Annotated in this window: 16 protein-coding genes; 11 read left to right on the top strand and 5 right to left on the bottom strand. The window is 61.7% G+C overall.

Annotation, left to right across the window (positions count from 1 at the left end; all coding sequences use genetic code 11):
- The first annotated feature begins 128 nt into the window (after window positions 1–128).
- The 11 genes from SKTS_RS18095 (at window position 129) to SKTS_RS18045 (ending at window position 10,379) form a co-directional block, all read left to right on the top strand.
- Complete coding sequence (locus SKTS_RS18095; protein ID WP_173068429.1) at window positions 129–524, top strand: response regulator; 396 nt, start codon at window positions 129–131, stop codon at window positions 522–524.
- Window positions 521–1,720 (top strand): methyl-accepting chemotaxis protein, encoded by a 1,200-nt coding sequence (locus SKTS_RS19150; RefSeq protein ID WP_173068427.1) that lies wholly within the window; start codon window positions 521–523, stop codon window positions 1,718–1,720. The genes SKTS_RS18095 and SKTS_RS19150 overlap by 4 nt, the downstream gene beginning before the upstream one ends.
- Window positions 1,721–1,733: 13 nt before the next feature.
- A complete protein-coding gene (locus SKTS_RS18085) occupies window positions 1,734–2,102 on the top strand; it encodes a response regulator (RefSeq protein ID WP_173068424.1) in 369 nt (122 codons plus the stop codon).
- Window positions 2,103–2,121: 19 nt separating this feature from the next.
- Window positions 2,122–2,430, top strand: coding sequence for an STAS domain-containing protein (locus SKTS_RS18080; protein ID WP_173068421.1), 309 nt, complete (start codon window positions 2,122–2,124; stop codon window positions 2,428–2,430).
- Window positions 2,431–2,454: 24 nt separating this feature from the next.
- Window positions 2,455–4,680, top strand: a complete 2,226-nt coding sequence (locus SKTS_RS18075) for a chemotaxis protein CheA (protein WP_173068418.1) — start codon at window positions 2,455–2,457, stop codon at window positions 4,678–4,680.
- Between the two features lie 35 nt (window positions 4,681–4,715).
- The gene (locus tag SKTS_RS18070) at window positions 4,716–5,513 is read left to right on the top strand and encodes a transporter (RefSeq protein WP_173068415.1); all 798 of its coding nucleotides are present in this window, start codon (window positions 4,716–4,718) and stop codon (window positions 5,511–5,513) included.
- 64 nt (window positions 5,514–5,577) lie between these two features.
- Entirely contained in the window at window positions 5,578–7,209 is a 1,632-nt protein-coding gene (locus SKTS_RS18065; protein WP_173068413.1) for a methyl-accepting chemotaxis protein, read from the top strand.
- Between the two features lie 84 nt (window positions 7,210–7,293).
- Window positions 7,294–7,842 carry a chemotaxis protein CheW gene (locus tag SKTS_RS18060; protein ID WP_173068410.1) on the top strand — a complete coding sequence of 183 codons (549 nt, stop codon included), beginning with the start codon at window positions 7,294–7,296 and terminating at the stop codon, window positions 7,840–7,842.
- Window positions 7,843–7,960: 118 nt separating this feature from the next.
- Window positions 7,961–8,767 (top strand): CheR family methyltransferase, encoded by an 807-nt coding sequence (locus tag SKTS_RS18055; protein WP_173068407.1) that lies wholly within the window; start codon window positions 7,961–7,963, stop codon window positions 8,765–8,767.
- Complete coding sequence (locus SKTS_RS18050) at window positions 8,764–9,318, top strand: chemotaxis protein CheD (protein WP_244617389.1); 555 nt, start codon at window positions 8,764–8,766, stop codon at window positions 9,316–9,318. The genes SKTS_RS18055 and SKTS_RS18050 overlap by 4 nt, the downstream gene beginning before the upstream one ends.
- On the top strand, window positions 9,318–10,379 hold the full coding sequence (locus tag SKTS_RS18045) for a protein-glutamate methylesterase/protein-glutamine glutaminase (RefSeq protein WP_198420398.1): 1,062 nt from the start codon (window positions 9,318–9,320) through the stop codon (window positions 10,377–10,379). Before SKTS_RS18050 ends, SKTS_RS18045 begins: the two co-directional genes overlap by 1 nt.
- Window positions 10,380–10,438: 59 nt before the next feature.
- Here the strand turns inward: SKTS_RS18045 and SKTS_RS18040 are convergent, their stop codons facing one another.
- From SKTS_RS18040 to mreC, 5 genes are all read right to left on the bottom strand, one after another.
- Window positions 10,439–10,849, bottom strand: coding sequence for a YqaA family protein (locus SKTS_RS18040; protein ID WP_173068405.1), 411 nt, complete (start codon window positions 10,847–10,849; stop codon window positions 10,439–10,441).
- A 13-nt stretch (window positions 10,850–10,862) separates the two neighbouring features.
- A complete protein-coding gene (gene rodA / locus SKTS_RS18035) occupies window positions 10,863–11,957 on the bottom strand; it encodes a rod shape-determining protein RodA (protein ID WP_173068402.1) in 1,095 nt (364 codons plus the stop codon).
- Window positions 11,950–13,851 (bottom strand): penicillin-binding protein 2, encoded by a 1,902-nt coding sequence (mrdA, locus tag SKTS_RS18030; protein WP_173068399.1) that lies wholly within the window; start codon window positions 13,849–13,851, stop codon window positions 11,950–11,952. The genes rodA and mrdA overlap by 8 nt, the downstream gene beginning before the upstream one ends.
- A 249-nt stretch (window positions 13,852–14,100) precedes the next feature.
- Window positions 14,101–14,607 carry a rod shape-determining protein MreD gene (mreD, locus tag SKTS_RS18025; protein ID WP_173068396.1) on the bottom strand — a complete coding sequence of 169 codons (507 nt, stop codon included), beginning with the start codon at window positions 14,605–14,607 and terminating at the stop codon, window positions 14,101–14,103.
- Window positions 14,604–15,467: a rod shape-determining protein MreC gene (mreC, locus tag SKTS_RS18020; protein WP_173068393.1), complete on the bottom strand. Its 864-nt coding sequence runs from the start codon at window positions 15,465–15,467 to the stop codon at window positions 14,604–14,606. Before mreC ends, mreD begins: the two co-directional genes overlap by 4 nt.
- Window positions 15,468–15,538: the final 71 nt, after the last annotated feature.

The following is a 15,538-nucleotide window of genomic DNA, read 5'->3' as shown; positions in this document are numbered from 1 at the left end:
GTCCGATGTTTTTAGGCGGCGAAAGCATCCATCATTCAGCCATCGGAAAGTAATAACAGCCTGCTCCCGGCAGGGCCACTCAATGCCGGCAGTGATGCGACGTCGGAAACAGAGGAAAGTCTAGAAAAATGATGGTCTACCTGGTAGAGGATTCGCCGGTCATCCGCGAACGCCTGCGCGACATGGTCATGGAACTCGACCCCGGCACCACGGTGCTTGAGGCCGCGTCTCCGGGCGCAGCGATCGCCGGCATCGTGGAACGACGACCGGAGCTGGTGGTGCTGGATTTGAAGCTGGAAGGCGGAAGCGGCCTTGATGTGCTGCGGGAAGTGAATGAAAAAGTGCCCGCATGCCGGGTGATCGTGTTCTCCAACCATGCCAGCCAGCCGTATCGCAAGAAGTGCATGGCAATGGGCGCGGAATGGTTTTTCGACAAAGCGCAGGATTTTGAGTTGGTTCGCGACAAGGTGCGGCAGGTGGCAGGCGCCGCGTCTGATGGAACCGAAAGTGGGAAGAAAATATGAGTGATCCAAAGAATTCCTTGAGCGGTTGGGTTTATACCGCACTGCCGGTTGCAGCCGGGGCAGGCGCGACGATCTTCGCCGGCGGGGCGAGCTGGCTGAGCCTCGGGCTTGCCGCCGTGGTGGCAGTGGCCGGCGTGGGCAGCGGCATCGGGTTGAGAGGGGTTCGCTGCCGCGAATTGTCGCTCCAGCTGACAGGGCGGGAAGAGGCGGTACAGACCGAGTGCCGGGCATCGGCCGAATCGTATCTGGCCGGTCTGGACCATTTCGCCCGAACCGTGGTGCCGGTGTGGGAAAAGCAGATCGAAACGGGCAGAACCCAGACCGAACATGCGGTGATCGAACTGATGCACAAATTTTCCAGCATTGTCGCCAAGCTCGATGAGGCCGTGGCGGCTTCCAATGTTTCCGCGGAATCGGTGGAAGGCGAGGGGCATGGACTGGTCGCCATTTTTACCCGGAGCGAGCGCCGCATGCAGGCGGTGGTGGCCTCCATGCAGGCGACGCTGCGCAACAAGGACACGCTGCTGCAGGAAGTGGGGCAACTGGTGCAGTTCATCGACCAGCTGAAGGAAATGGCGAGTGCCGTCACCAAGATTGCGGACCAGACCAACCTGCTCGCGCTCAACGCCGCCATCGAGGCTGCGCGTGCCGGGGAGGCGGGACGCGGATTCGCCGTGGTGGCCGACGAAGTGCGCAAGCTGTCGGGGCTATCGGGCGAAACGGGGCGCAAGATCAACGAGAAAATCGACCTCATCAATCGGGCCATCAGCACGACATTCGAATCGGCCGAGAAATCCACCGCGCAGGATAGCCAGTCGGTGAGCGCGTCAGAGCAGGCGATTCACGACGTGCTCGACGATTTCCGCCAGGCCACCGGCGGGCTGGCCGAGTCTTCCGGCATCCTGCGCAGCGCCAGTGCCGGCATCCAGAAGGAGGTGGCGGAGGCGCTGGAGCAGCTTCAGTTCCAGGACCGGACCAGCCAGATCCTGAGCCATGTGCGCGACAGTGTCGCCAGCTTCCCCGGCAAGCTCAGGGAATGCGAAATGCGCTTCATGGAAAGCGGCCGTCTGGAAGCCCTGAATGTCAACGCGGTGCTGGCGGACCTGGAGCGGACTTACGCCACCAGCGAAGAACAGGCGAACCACGGCAAGGACAAGACTGCCCAGCAACAAGACGACGAAATCACATTTTTCTAGGAGGAAACAAGTTATGGCTAAAACAATTCTCATCGTCGACGATTCCACCACCCTGCGCCAGGTGGTTTCCATCGCGCTCAAGGGCGCGGGCTACGACGTGATCGAGGGTTCGGACGGCAAGGACGCGCTCGCCAAGCTGACCGGGCAGAAGGTCCACCTCATCATCAGCGACGTCAACATGCCCAACATGGACGGTTTCACTTTCGTCAGCGAAGTGAAGAAGCTGCCGGCCTACAAGTTCACGCCGATCATCATGCTCACCACCGAGGCCGGCGAAGAAAAGAAAGCGGCCGGCCAGGCTGCGGGTGCCAAGGCCTGGATGGTCAAACCGTTCAAGCCTGAACAGATGCTCAACGCCGTTTCCAAACTGATTCTGCCGTAAGCATTTACCGGAGATCGTCATGAACGACACCCCTGCCTGCCAGTTCCATGTAGTTGGCGAAATGACCATCTACACCGCGGCCGAAACCAAGGCGCGCCTGATGCCGCTGCTGGCGCAATGCCCGGAGCTTGAAATCGATCTTTCCCAGGTGAGCGAACTGGACAGCGCCGGCCTGCAGCTGCTGATTCTCGCCAAGCGCGAGTGCGCGGAACGTAACGGCAACCTGCACCTGGTCGGGCATAGCCCGGCGGTGCTGGAAGTGCTGGACATGTGCGACATGACCCCGTTCTTCGGCGATCCGGTCGTGATTTCCTCGCCGACGCACTAGCTGCCCACCAAGGAGACAAGCAACATGAATATGGATCAGGCACTGCAAACCTTCATCGTCGAAAGCCGCGAGCTGTTGCAGGACATGGAAGACGGGTTGCTGCGCATCGAAGGCGAAGCCGACCAGAGCGAGTCGGTCAATGCCATTTTCCGCGCCGCGCACACCATCAAGGGCTCTGCCGGGCTGTTCGGGCTGGACGACATCGTGGCTTTTACCCACGTGCTGGAAAGCGTGCTGGACAAGGTGCGCGGCGGCAAGCTGGCGGTCGATCCCGATTTGGTGGCGCTGTTTCTGTTGTGCGGCGACCACATGGCGACCCTGGTGAACCATGTCGAGCGCGGTTCGGAAGCGTCGAGCGCCGACGAGCAACTTGCCGGTTCCGCCCTGGTGGAAAAACTCGCACGTTATCTCGAAGGCCAGCCCTCTGCCGCGCCGCAACAATCGGCCGTTGCGCCGCCGCGCGAACCCACGGTGGAAAGCTCGGGCGGCGGCCTGGTGGACAACGACAACTGGCACATCTCCCTGCGTTTCGGCCGCGACGTTTTGCGCAATGGCATGGACCCCCTGTCGTTCTTCCGCTATCTCGGCACGCTGGGCGAGATCGTGCGCATCACCACGATCACGGATGCGATGCCGTCCGCCGCCGAGATGGACGCGGAATCCTGCTACCTGGGCTACGAGATCAATTTCAAGAGCGCCGCCGACAAGGCGGCGATCGAGGGCGTGTTCGAGTTCGTGCGCGAGGACTGCAATATCCACATTCTGCCGCCGCACAGCCGCGTCGATGATTTTGTCGAGCTGATCCGGGATTTTCCGGAAGAAGACCTGCGCCTGGGCGAGATACTGGTGCGCTGCGGCACCCTGACCCGGAACGAGCTGGAAATGGTGCTGGAAATCCAGTCACAGGAAGACGCCCGTGCTGAGAAAGCATCCGGCGAGCACCAGAAGCACCTCGGCGAGATCGCCGTGGAGCATGGCATGGTTCAGCAGGAAGTAGTGGAAGCCGCGCTGGAAAAACAGAAACAGGTCAAGGACACCAAGGCCAAGCAGCAGCAACTGGTGCGCGTCGACGCCGAGAAGCTCGACCAGCTCATCAACCTGATCGGCGAACTGGTGATTGCGGGGGCGGGCGTCAATATCCTGGCGCAGCGCAGCGGCCAGCCGGCATTGCTGGAATCCGTTTCCACGCTGGGTCGGCTGGTCGAGGAAGTACGCGACAGCGCGCTGAACCTGCGCATGGTGCAGATCGGCGAGACCTTCAACCGCTTCCAGCGCGTGGTGCGCGATGTCAGCAAGGATCTCGGCAAGGACATCGCCCTGATTATAAGCGGAGCGGAGACCGAGCTCGACAAGACGGTGGTGGAAAAAATCGGCGACCCGCTCACCCACCTGGTGCGCAACTCCATGGACCACGGCATCGAGAACGCCGAGCTGCGCGCCCAGCGCGGCAAGCCGGCGAGGGGGACGGTGCGCCTCAACGCCTACCACGAATCCGGCAGCATCGTGATCGAGGTGTCCGACGACGGCGGCGGGCTCAACCGCGAGCGGATTCTGGCCAAGGCCATCGAGAAAGGCATCGTGGCGCCCAACCACGCCTTGTCCGAGCAGGAAGTATTTCGCCTCATCTTCGAGGCCGGATTCTCCACCGCCGAGCAGGTGAGCAACATTTCCGGTCGCGGCGTGGGCATGGACGTGGTGCGCCGTAACATCGAAGCGCTGCGCGGCAACATCGAGATCGAAAGCCAGTACACGGTGGGCACCACCATCCGCATCCGTTTGCCGCTCACGCTGGCGATCATCGACGGCTTCCTGGTCGGCGTCGGTAGATCCTCCTTCGTCATCCCGCTCGACATGGTGCTGGAGTGCGTGGAAATGTCGGAGCAGGACCGCCAGGCGCTCAGGGAGCGCAACTATGTCAACCTGCGCAACGAGGTGTTGCCTTTCATACGGCTGCGCGACCTGTTCGAAGCCAGCGGCGAGACGCCGCGCCGCGAGAACATCGTGGTGGTGCAGTACGCCGGACAAAAAGCGGGGCTGGTGGTGGATGGCCTGCTGGGCGAGTTCCAGACGGTCATCAAGCCGCTCGGCAGCATTTTCCAGCACCTCAAGGGTATCGGCGGCTCCACCATCCTGGGCAGCGGCGAGGTGGCGCTGATCCTGGATGTGCCGTCGCTGGTGCAGCAGGTGGTGGCTCACGAAGCGCAGCCGGTTTCCCGGCAACGCGCGAACGATCTTGCGCTGGCGCAATGATGCTGAACCTGAATCGCAGTTGCCCGCAGCACTTCATGTTCGCGAATAGCAGGCGCTTGGCGGGGGCCGGCCTGTGCCTGGGCATGCTCGCCGCAACGGGCGTAATGGCCGGCGCCCAGGCCGAACAACAGGACGTGGAAGCGACACCCTACCGCCCCACGGTATCCAATCCGGCCGATCTCTCCGCGCCGGGTTGGCTGGAAATGGAAATGGGTTGGCAGCGCGTCAGGGGCGGCGGCGACCAGCGTCGCGACAGTTTCCCCGTGCTGGCCAAGCTGGCGTTCAGCGAGGACTGGGGCGTCCTGCTGGGCAGCGAACTGGGGATCAGGCGCACCGACTGGGACAATAATTCATTCACCGGATCCGGCGATACGACCGTGCTGCTCAAGCACCGCATCGCGGGGAGCGGCGAGGGGAGCGCCTGGGGCGTCGAGGCCGGCTTCAAGTCGCCGACCGCCAAGGACACCCTCGGCAGCGGCAAGGCGGATTATCTGGTCAATGCGATCTACAGCCGCGATTTTGCTGCAAACCATTTCGATCTGAACCTCAACGCGGCCTACATCGGCGCGATTGACGCATCGGAGGGCCGCACCCAGTACGGCTGGGCGGCAGCGCTTTCGCACAGTCTCGACGCGCGCTGGGGGGTGTTCGGCGAGCTGAGCGGGTACACCCGGCGCGGCACCGCCGCGACAGAGCAGTTCATGGCGGGTGCCAGTTACAACTACAGCAAGCGGGTGGTGTTCGATATTGGCGGTGCCTGGGGGCTTAACGATGCTTCGCCGGACGGGACGGTTTTTGCCGGCCTGACGGTGCTGTTGGGACGATTATGGTAATGGCGTGAGTGGGTTGGTGGATAGATTCGGTGGTATCGATTCGATTTAAATCAGGAGATGAAAAATGTTCAAGAACATGAAAATAGGTGTGAGGTTGGGGTTGGGCTTTGGCGTGGTGGTGATGCTGATGGCGGCGATCGCCTTCATCGGCATCACCCGCTTGTCCAGCATGAACGATGGCATGGATAAAATGGCCAACGACCGTTACCCGAAAACGGTGATGGCGAATAACTTGCTGATGAATATCAACCGGATTGCCCGTTCGATGCGGAACGTCCTGTTGCTGGACAAACCCGAAGAGGTCAAGAAGGAACTAGAGCGTATCGACGAGTCGAGAAAGAACATCAAGGAAAACCTCGAAAAACTGGACAAGTCCATCACCAGCGACAAGGGCAAGGAGATGCTGAAAAGCGTGACCGAGGCGCGCGCCAAGTACATTGGCGGGCAAGACCAGTTCATGAAACTCGCCGCAGAGGGCAAGAGGGATGAAGCGAAAATCCTGCTGCTCGGCGAAATCCGCCCGGCGCAGCTGGCCTATTTCGAAACCGTGAACAAGTTGATCGATTACCAGGGCGAACTGATGGATAAAGCGGCCAAGCAAGCCGCCGAAGACTACCAGGCTGCACGCACCTTGATGCTGATGCTGAGCGGCGTGGCGGTCCTGCTGGCGATGGGCGTCGCTTACGGTGTCACGCGCAGCATTACGCGGCCGATCAACGAGGCGGTAACCGTGGCCAACCAGCTGGCCGAAGGCGACCTGACCGCACGCATCGAAGTGAACTCGAGCGACGAAACCGGCATGCTGCTGATTGCGATGCAGAACATGGTGGCCAAGCTGTCCCAGATCATCGCCGAGGTGCGCGGCGCGGCGGACAACCTGTCCAGCGCCTCGGAAGAAGTGAGCGCGACGGCGCAATCCCTGTCGCAGGGCTCCAGCGAGCAGGCGGCGAGCGTGGAAGAGACAAGCGCATCGGTGGAGCAGATGAGCGCGTCCATCAGCCAGAATACCGAGAACGCCAAAGTGACCGACGGCATGGCCTCGCAGGCGGCGAAACAGGCGACGGAAGGCGGCAGCGCGGTGAAGCAGACGGTCGACGCCATGAAACAGATCGCCGACAAGATCGGCATCATCGACGATATCGCCTACCAGACCAATATGCTGGCGCTCAACGCCGCGATCGAAGCGGCGCGTGCCGGCGAACACGGCAAGGGCTTCGCGGTGGTGGCGGCGGAAGTGCGCAAGCTGGCGGAGCGCAGCCAGGTGGCGGCGCAGGAAATCGGCCAGGTCGCCAGCAGCAGCGTGGATCTGGCGGAAAAAGCCGGCAAGCTGCTGGACGAAATGGTGCCCGCCATCAACAAGACTTCGGACCTGGTGCAGGAAATCACCGCGGCATCCGAGGAGCAGTCCTCCGGCGTGGGCCAGATCAACACCGCGATGTCGCAACTCAACCAGACGACGCAGCAGAACGCGTCCGCCTCGGAAGAGCTGGCAGCCACCGCAGAGGAAATGAGCAGCCAGTCTGAGCAACTGCAACAGCTCATGAGCTTCTTCAAGATCGAGTCCGGCGGCGCCGCTACTGCTGTCCGCAAAGCGCCGAGCAAGCAGGCCAAGTCGGCGGTGGGCGCCAAGCTGGCGGGGGTGGTGCGGCAAGCCGCCGATCCGATGCTGGACGAAGCCGAGTTCGTGCGCTTCTAAGAGCAGGCCATCAGAGGGGGGCGGTCCAGCCGGGCGCGGATACGATTTCCGCGCCACCCCGAGAAAATTTATGGAGTTCAAGTCATGGGACAGTTGGTTAACAGTGGATCACAGCTGCCCGTCGCCGACACGGGGCGGGATCAGCAGCAATATCTAACCTTCAATCTGGGTGGCGAGGTGTTTGCCATGGGCATTCTCGCTATCAAGGAAATCATCGAGTACGGGAATCTCACCGAGGTGCCGATGATGCCCGGGTTCATTCGCGGCGTGATCAACCTGCGCGGTGCGGTGGTGCCGGTGGTGGACCTTTCCGTACGCTTCGGGCGTGCGGGAACCAATATCACGCGGCGTACCTGCATCGTGATCATCGAGATAGAAGCGGAGGGCGAATCCCAGGATGTGGGCGTGATCGTGGACGCGGTGAACGAAGTGCTGGAAATACTGGACCAGGACATCGAGCCGGCACCCGCGTTCGGCGCCAAGATACGCACGGATTTCATCAAGGGAATGGGCAAGGTGGCGAGCAAGTTCGTCATCATTCTCAACGTCAACCGCGTTCTCTCGGTCGATGAAATGGCCGCGCTGGCCGGCGTGCCGGATGGAGAGAATGTTGTGGAGCAGATGCGCGCATAGCCTGGGTGGCCGACCAGCGGCCTCGGGCATCATGACCCGGCCCGGCGCCTTGCCGGGCGCCATTGTCTGGCGGATGAGCCGGTGCGGCCGCAACCTCGCGTTATAAAGAAGAAGATCCATGAATATACCCAGCTTGAGCGATCAGGAATTCAAGCAGTTCCAGTCCATGATTTACGACATCGCCGGCATCAGCATGTCGCCCGCGAAAAAACCGCTGGTGAGCGGACGCCTGGCGAAGCGTGTCAAACATCATGGCTTTCCCAGTTACGGCGATTATTTTCGCGCCCTGATGAAGGATGAAAGCCGCGCGGAACTGCAGGTGGCGGTGGATTTGCTGACGACCAACGAAACCTATTTTTTCCGCGAGCCCAAGCATTTCGATTTTCTGCGCAACCATATCCTGCCGCAGCATCTTCCCGGCAAAGCCTTCCGCGTATGGAGTGCGGCAAGCTCGTCGGGCCAGGAGGCCTATAGCATCGCCATGATCCTGGCGGACTGCCTGGGCGACAAGCCGTGGGAAGTGGTCGCCTCGGATATCAGCACGCGCGTGCTGGAAAAGGCGCGCGGCGGACACTATCCGATGGACCAGGCGGAAGACATCCCGCAGTCCATGCTGACCAGCTACTGCCTGAAGGGCATAGGTTCCCAGGCGGGCACTTTTCTGGTCGAACGCCGCCTGCGTAACCGCGTCAACTTCATGCAGGTCAACCTGAACCTGAAGCTGCCCAAGCTGGGCGAATTCGATGTGATCTTCCTGCGCAACGTGATGATTTATTTCGATACCGAGACCAAACGCCAGGTGGTGCGCCGCATCATGGAATTGCTCAAGCCCGGCGGATATCTGCTGATCGGCCACTCGGAAAGCCTGAATGGCGTGGTCGATGAACTGAAAACCGTCATGCCGTCAATTTACCGCAAGCCATGAAGAAAATGCCTCACCCCCATGCAATGGATATTTTTCTGCAGCCGGGCGATTTCTATTTCGGCGACAAAAGCATCCGTATTCGCACCATCCTGGGTTCGTGTATCTCGATCACCATGTGGCACCCGCAGCGCATCATCGGCGGCATGTGCCATTACATGTTGCCCAGCCGTGGCGTCAGTGCGGGAAAACAGTTGGATGGCCGTTATGCCGACGAGGCGTTGCAGATGTTCATGCACGAAATTCGTGCTGCCGGCACGTGGCCGGATGAGTACCAGGTCAAGCTGTTCGGCGGGGGCAACATGTTCCGCCACATCGGAAAAGAAGAGGCCGTGCAGCAGGGAACAAAAAGTAATGGCGGCGCTTGCCGCGATGTGCCCTGCCGCAACAGGCAAATCGCATACAAGCTGCTCCAGCACTATGGCTTTTCCCTGACGGCGGAGCACCTGGGCGGCAGCGGCCACCGGCAGCTCATGTTCGATATCGCGAGCGGCCATGCCTGGGTGCGGCATAACGCCCTGGTGAAAAAAAATACTGTCGGGGCGAGTAGCTGATGAGCAAGAAAATAAACGTGTTGATCGTGGACGATTCGGCCGTGGTGCGCCAGGTATTGACGGCCATGCTGGAAGAAGATCCGGCGATTCATGTGATGGGCGCAGCGGCGGATCCAATTTTCGCCATGGAGCGCATGCGCCGGGAGTGGCCGGACGTCATCGTGCTCGATGTCGAAATGCCGCGCATGGACGGCATCAGTTTCCTGCGCAAGATCATGGCCGAACGGCCGACACCGGTGGTGATCTGCTCCACCCTCACCGAAGCCGGGGCAGAAACCACCATGCAGGCACTATCTGCCGGCGCAGTGAGCATCGTGACCAAACCGAAGATCGGTCTCAAGCGTTTTTTGCAGGACTCGACTTCCGACATTGCCGGTGCCGTCAAAGCGGCCGCGCAGGCCAACGTCAGACGGCTGGCGCCCCAGGCGCAGAAGGTGGCACCCAAATTGACCGCGGACGCCGTACTGCCCCCGGGCCATGGCGGGGCGCTGGCCCAGACCACCGAACGGATCGTCGCCATCGGCACTTCCACCGGCGGCACGCAGGCGCTGGAAGCGGTGCTGACCGCCTTGCCGCGTGTTTGTCCGGGCATCGTGATCGTCCAGCACATGCCGGAGAAATTTACCGCGGCATTCGCCGAACGGCTTAACGGACTGAGCCGGATCGAGGTCAGGGAGGCGCAAAACAACGACCGCGTGATGCCGGGGCGCGCTCTGATTGCCCCGGGCGGCAAGCACATGCTGCTCAAGCGCAGCGGCGCGCAGTATTTCGTCGAGGTGGTGGACGGTCCACTGGTCAACCGGCACCGCCCCTCGGTCGACGTCCTGTTCCGCTCGGTCGCCAAGGTGGCGGGCAAGAACGCGGTCGGCATCATCATGACCGGCATGGGCGACGACGGCGCGGCGGGCCTGCTGGAGATGCGCAATGCCCGGGCGTATACCGTGGCTCAGGACGAGGCGACGTGCGTGGTGTTCGGCATGCCCAAGGAGGCGATCAAGCGCGGCGCGGCGGAAAAAATCCTGCCCTTGCAGGCGATTCCGGGGGTGATCGTCAACGGCTGATCCAGGGCGTGTTAACAACGCCCTGGATCAGCCGGAATGATCGCCGGCCAATTGGATATTCAGGTGCTGGCAAACGCGACCGCGCCGTAACGCGCGGCTTTGCCGATCAACATGAACAGGGCGGCATGCCAGGGGTTGATGCGCAGCCAACCCGCCGCCACGCACAGCGCATCGCCGATCAGCGGCGCCCAGGCGAGCAGCAGGACCGGGCTGCCATGGCGCTGCAGCCAGCCTGCCGCACGGTGGTTGCGGCCCTGGGGCAGGAAGCGCCCCAGCAGGTAGGAGGTCAGGGCCCCCAGGGTATTGCCGATGGAGGCGATGGCAAGCGCACTCCAGAGCAGCTCCGGATGAAGCTTGAGCAGGGCGAACAATACCGCTTCCGACCCCCCGGGCAGCACCGTGGCGCCGAGGAAGCTGGACAGGAACAGCGCGATCAGGCTGTTGTCGGGCGTGAAAAAGTCAAGGTCCAACCGGGTGCCGGCTTCAGGTTTTCACCAGCTTGCGGTGGGTCTGGATGCTCATCAGCGCGCCCATGCCGAACAGCAGGGTGACCGCCGAGGTGCCGCCGTAGCTCACCAGCGGCAGCGGCACGCCGACCACCGGCAGGATGCCGCTCACCATGCCGACGTTGACGAAGGCGTAGGTGAAAAAGGTGAGCACGATACTGCCTGCGAACAAGCGCCCGAACAGGGTCGGCGCATTGGCGGCGATGGCCAGACCGCGCCCGATTACCAGCAGGTACAGCACCAGCAATACCAGTCCGCCGAACAGGCCGAACTCTTCGCCCAGCACCGCCAGGATGAAGTCGGTATGGCGCTCTGGGATGAACTCAAGATGGGCTTGCGTGCCATGCAGCCAGCCCTTGCCGAAAATACCGCCGGAACCCATGGCGATGGTGGATTGCAGCGTGTGATAGCCAGCGCCGAGCGGGTCCTGCGAAGGATCGAGCAGGGTCAGCACGCGCTGGCGCTGGTAGTCGTGCAGCATCGACCATAGCAGGGGCAGGCTGGCCGCCCCGGCAACCGCCAAGCCGATCAGCACGCGCCACGACAGGCCGCCGAGGAAGAGCACGTAAAAACCGGCAGCGCTCACGATCAGCGCAGTGCCGAGGTCGGGCTGCTTGGCGATGAGCACCACCGGAATCAGCAGCAAAGCGGCCGCGATGACGAAATCCTTGAAACGGAGGGTGGCGGCGCGCCGGTCGAAATACCACGCCAGCATCAGCGGTACGGCGATTTTCATGATCTCCGAGGGCTGGATGCGCGTTACGCCGATATATAGCCAGCGCCGCGCGCCGTGGCTGATTTCCCCGAACATCGCCACGCCGAGCAACAGCAGCAGGCCGATTACATAAACCGGCGGGCCGAGCCGCGCCAGATGCTGCGGCGGGATGTTGGCGACCAGCCACATGACACCCAGCGCTACTGACAGGTTCACCAGTTGCCGGGTGACGAAATGGAAGTCCTCCCCTGCGGCGCTGTACAGTACCACCAGGCCGAGCAGCATGATCATGGCGAGGGCGAGCAGCAGGTAGCCGTCCAGGTGTGTCACCAGGCGGATAAACAGGCGTCTAATCATGTTCCGGCTCCTCTGCCGCGTCGGGTGCGAGCTGTTCTTTGGGGACTTTGCCCAGCAGGTAATAGTCCATCACCATGCGCGCGATCGGTGCCGCGGTGCTGCCGCCATGGCCGCCGTTTTCCACCAGCACGGCGACGGCGATTCTTGGCTTGTCGGCGGGGGCAAAGGCGATGAACAGGGCATGATCGCGGTTGCGCTCCGCGACCTGGCTTTCGATGTATTTTTGTCCCTGTTTGATGGCGACCACCTGGGCGGTACCGGTCTTGCCAGCGATGCTGTATTCCGCCCCCGCGCCGGCGCGTGAGGCGGTACCGCCGGGGAGTGTGACATCCACCATCGCGGCTTTCACCAGGTCCAGATTTTCCGGCTTGAGCGGCCAGGTGTCGCGGGCTTCCGGCGCCAGGACGCGGATCTGGCCGGTTTTGCTGTCCTGGACACTGTGCACCAGGTGCGGCCGCATGACCTGGCCGTTATTGGCCAGTGCGGCGGTCGCCACCGCCAGTTGCAGCGGTGTGGCGAGGTTGTAGCCCTGGCCGATGCCGACGCTGACGGTGTCGCCGGTGTACCACTTCTGCCTGAAGCGCTTCATTTTCCACGCTTGCGACGGCAGCACCCCGGATTGTTCGCCTTCGATGTCGATGCCGGATTTCCTGCCGAAGCCGAAGTGGCTCATGAAGTTGGTGATGTTGTCGATGCCCAGGTCTACCGCCAGGCCGTAATAGTAGGTGTCGCACGAGATGACGATGGATTTGCGCAGGTCCACCGAGCCGTGGCCGCCGACTTTCCAGTCGCGGTAACGGTGGCTGCTGCCGGGCAGGGTGTAGAAACCGGGGTCGGAGATGGTGTAGGAAGGCGTGCGTTTGCCTAGCTCCAGCCCGGCCAGCGCCATGAACGGTTTGAAGGTGGAGCCGGGCGGGTACTGGCCGCGCAGGGCGCGGTTGTTGAGCGGTTTGTCGGGCGAATTGTTATAGGCGTCCCAGTTGGCGGCGTCGATGCCGTCGACGAACAGGTTGGGGTCGAAGCCTGGCTGGCTGACGAAGGCCAGCACTTCGCCGCTTTTCGGCTCGATCGCTACCAGGGCGCCGCGGAACTGGCCGAAAGCTTTCACGGCGATTTGCTGCAGTTTGCTGTCGATGGAGAGATAGAGGGTGTTGCCGGAAGTCGGAGGCGTTCGCGCCAGGGTGCGTACTGCGCGCCCGCCGGCATCGGTTTCCACCTGTTCGAAGCCGGTTACGCCGTGCAATTGCTGCTCGTAGCTTTGTTCCAGGCCCAGCTTGCCGATATGATCGGTGCCGCGATAATTGGATAAAACGTCCTCTTCATCCAGGCGCTCCATGTCTTTTTCGCTGATGCGTCCGATGTGGCCGACCACGTGGGAAAAGGTTTCCATGTGCGGATAATGACGGAACAGGCGAGCCTTGATCTCGACGCCGGGGAAGCGGTAGCGGTTGACAGCGAATTTCGCCACCTCGACTTCGGTGAGGTGCGAGCGGATCGGCAGGGTCTCGAAATTCTTGCTCTCTTCCAGCAGTTTTTTGAAGCGCTTGCGGTCGCGGCTGGTAATGTCGATGATGCCGGCCAGGCTGTTGATGGTGGCGTCGAGATCGTCCACTTTGCTGGGGGTGATTTCCAGGGTGTAGGCGGAATAGTTGTTCGCCAGCGGCACGCCGTTGCGGTCCAGGATCAAGCCGCGATTCGGCACGATGGGCACGATGGATATGCGGTTGTTCTCGGCCAGCGTCTGGTAATGATCGTGCTGCATGACCTGCAGGTAGAACAGGCGTGCGCCCAGCAAGGAAAAGGCGAACAGCACGAAAGCCGCACTCAGGGCGAGCCGCAGCCGGAAATAATAGAGTTCCCGCTTGTGGTTCCTGATTTCGGTGCCGAACTTCATCCTGGGTTATCCTGGAAACCTCCGTGGGACGTGGTGGAGTGTGCGATTTTTGGGGTGCAGGGCAAGGCGCAACGACGCGCGGAATGGTCATTCCATTCCAAGGAGTTGCAACGCCGCCATGCGCCACAAAAATTGTGCAATCCACCACGTAGCTGCCTCACCAAATGGGTGAAGCCATGGCATGTAAAGAAATTTATTGAATCCATAACATTACGCACTCAGCACAGCGGTCAACTGGGGTTTCTAGGATTATTCGGGCAGGGTTTTGTGCTTCAGTGCGAGTGGAATGAGCAGCCCCAATGCGGGCCACAGCAGCGTACCGCTGATCGTGGCGAGGAAATACCCCCAGCCGATGAAACTTGCCCCGTTCACCAGATGCACCAACAGGGTCAGCAGCTGGCTTGTCAGCAGCAGCACGCTGACATGCAGGGCCTGTTGCCACAGACCGAAAGCCTGGATGCGCCGGTGCAGGATCAGGGCAAGAAAGATGGCGACGGTGTAGGACAATGCATACTGACCGAGCAGGGCGCCGTCGGCGACATCCATGACAAGTCCCAGCCCCCATGCTGCAGCCATGCCGATACGCAGCGGCTGGTGGATCACCCAGTAAAGCAGCACCAGCAGCACGAAATCCGGGCGCGCCAGCAGCACGACCCCTTGCCACGGCAGCAGGTTCAGCATCACAGCGGCAAACAGGCTGGTGGCCATGAACTGCACGCTGACGGGCCGGGTCAGGGCGGGTGCGGAGACGTTCATTGGTGTTCCTTGCTCGCTGCCGGCTTCGCCTTTGGTGGCGTGGCCGACACGACCAGCAGGTTACGATAACGATCGACGCCGGCGCTCGGCGTACAGGTGATTTTGGCGAACGGGTAGCCGGCGTTGCGCTCGATCTGGGTCACGACAGCAACCGGCACGCCGCGCGGATAAGTGCCGTCTATGCCGGAAGTCACCAGCTTGTCACCGTTCTGGATGTCGGTATTGGTGGCCATGAAAGCCAGTTCCAGGGTGTTGTCCTGGCCATGGCCGAAGGCAATGGCGTGCAGGCCGTTGCGCAGCACTTCTACCGGAACCGCCTGTCCCTTGTCGGTAATCAGGGTGATTTCGCTGCTCAATACCTGTACCCGTGTTACCTGGCCCACCAACCCGATATCGTCGATGACCGCCTGGCCGGGAAGGACGTGGCTGCTGCTGCCTTTGTCCACGATGATTTTGCGGCTGAACGGGTCGCGTCCGTCGCTCATGATCTCGACAGCAATCGCGCTGTCGTCGAATTTTTCCCTGCTGGCAAGCAAGCGTCGCAGGTAGGTATTTTCGGCCTGGAGCGCCTGGTTGCGCTGGACCTGGACGGCGGTCATGAGCTGTTGCTGTTTGAGGCGGTCGTTTTCGCCCGCGAGCTGGCTCTGAGTGACGAAAAAGTCGCTCGCACGGCGCGACAGGGCGAGCGGGCTGTTGGCGATCTGCTGCAAGGGGTGCAGAGCCAGTCCCACGCCCTGGCGCAACGGCTCGAGTTGATTGAAGCGCGCGTCGACAGCCATCAGAATAATGGAAAGCAGGCCGAAAAACGCCAGCCTTGCTAAAGGGCTGGGGCCGCGCTTGAAAAATGGCTCGTGATCCATGGGGCTATTTAGCCATCAGCTTTCAGCCATCAGCTTTCAGCAAAAACACGCGGCAGGGCCGCGCACAAAAA

This window comes from Sulfurimicrobium lacus (assembly GCF_011764585.1).
Lineage (GTDB): Bacteria > Pseudomonadota > Gammaproteobacteria > Burkholderiales > Sulfuricellaceae > Sulfurimicrobium > Sulfurimicrobium lacus.
This window is presented reverse-complemented; position numbering and strand designations above follow the sequence as displayed.

Excerpts from the sequence above, each read along its gene's own strand:
- SKTS_RS18095 (WP_173068429.1), top strand. The coding sequence starts at position 129 with ATGATGGTCTACCTGGTAGAGGATTCGCCGGTCATCCGCGAACGCCTG.
- SKTS_RS19150 (WP_173068427.1), top strand. The coding sequence starts at position 521 with ATGAGTGATCCAAAGAATTCCTTGAGCGGTTGGGTTTATACCGCACTG.
- SKTS_RS18085 (WP_173068424.1), top strand. The coding sequence starts at position 1,734 with ATGGCTAAAACAATTCTCATCGTCGACGATTCCACCACCCTGCGCCAG.
- SKTS_RS18080 (WP_173068421.1), top strand. The coding sequence starts at position 2,122 with ATGAACGACACCCCTGCCTGCCAGTTCCATGTAGTTGGCGAAATGACC.
- SKTS_RS18075 (WP_173068418.1), top strand. The coding sequence starts at position 2,455 with ATGAATATGGATCAGGCACTGCAAACCTTCATCGTCGAAAGCCGCGAG.
- SKTS_RS18070 (WP_173068415.1), top strand. The coding sequence starts at position 4,716 with ATGTTCGCGAATAGCAGGCGCTTGGCGGGGGCCGGCCTGTGCCTGGGC.
- SKTS_RS18065 (WP_173068413.1), top strand. The coding sequence starts at position 5,578 with ATGTTCAAGAACATGAAAATAGGTGTGAGGTTGGGGTTGGGCTTTGGC.
- SKTS_RS18060 (WP_173068410.1), top strand. The coding sequence starts at position 7,294 with ATGGGACAGTTGGTTAACAGTGGATCACAGCTGCCCGTCGCCGACACG.
- SKTS_RS18055 (WP_173068407.1), top strand. The coding sequence starts at position 7,961 with ATGAATATACCCAGCTTGAGCGATCAGGAATTCAAGCAGTTCCAGTCC.
- SKTS_RS18050 (WP_244617389.1), top strand. The coding sequence starts at position 8,764 with ATGAAGAAAATGCCTCACCCCCATGCAATGGATATTTTTCTGCAGCCG.
- SKTS_RS18045 (WP_198420398.1), top strand. The coding sequence starts at position 9,318 with ATGAGCAAGAAAATAAACGTGTTGATCGTGGACGATTCGGCCGTGGTG.
- rodA (WP_173068402.1), bottom strand. The coding sequence starts at position 11,957 with ATGATTAGACGCCTGTTTATCCGCCTGGTGACACACCTGGACGGCTAC.
- mrdA (WP_173068399.1), bottom strand. The coding sequence starts at position 13,851 with ATGAAGTTCGGCACCGAAATCAGGAACCACAAGCGGGAACTCTATTAT.
- mreD (WP_173068396.1), bottom strand. The coding sequence starts at position 14,607 with ATGAACGTCTCCGCACCCGCCCTGACCCGGCCCGTCAGCGTGCAGTTC.
- mreC (WP_173068393.1), bottom strand. The coding sequence starts at position 15,467 with ATGGATCACGAGCCATTTTTCAAGCGCGGCCCCAGCCCTTTAGCAAGG.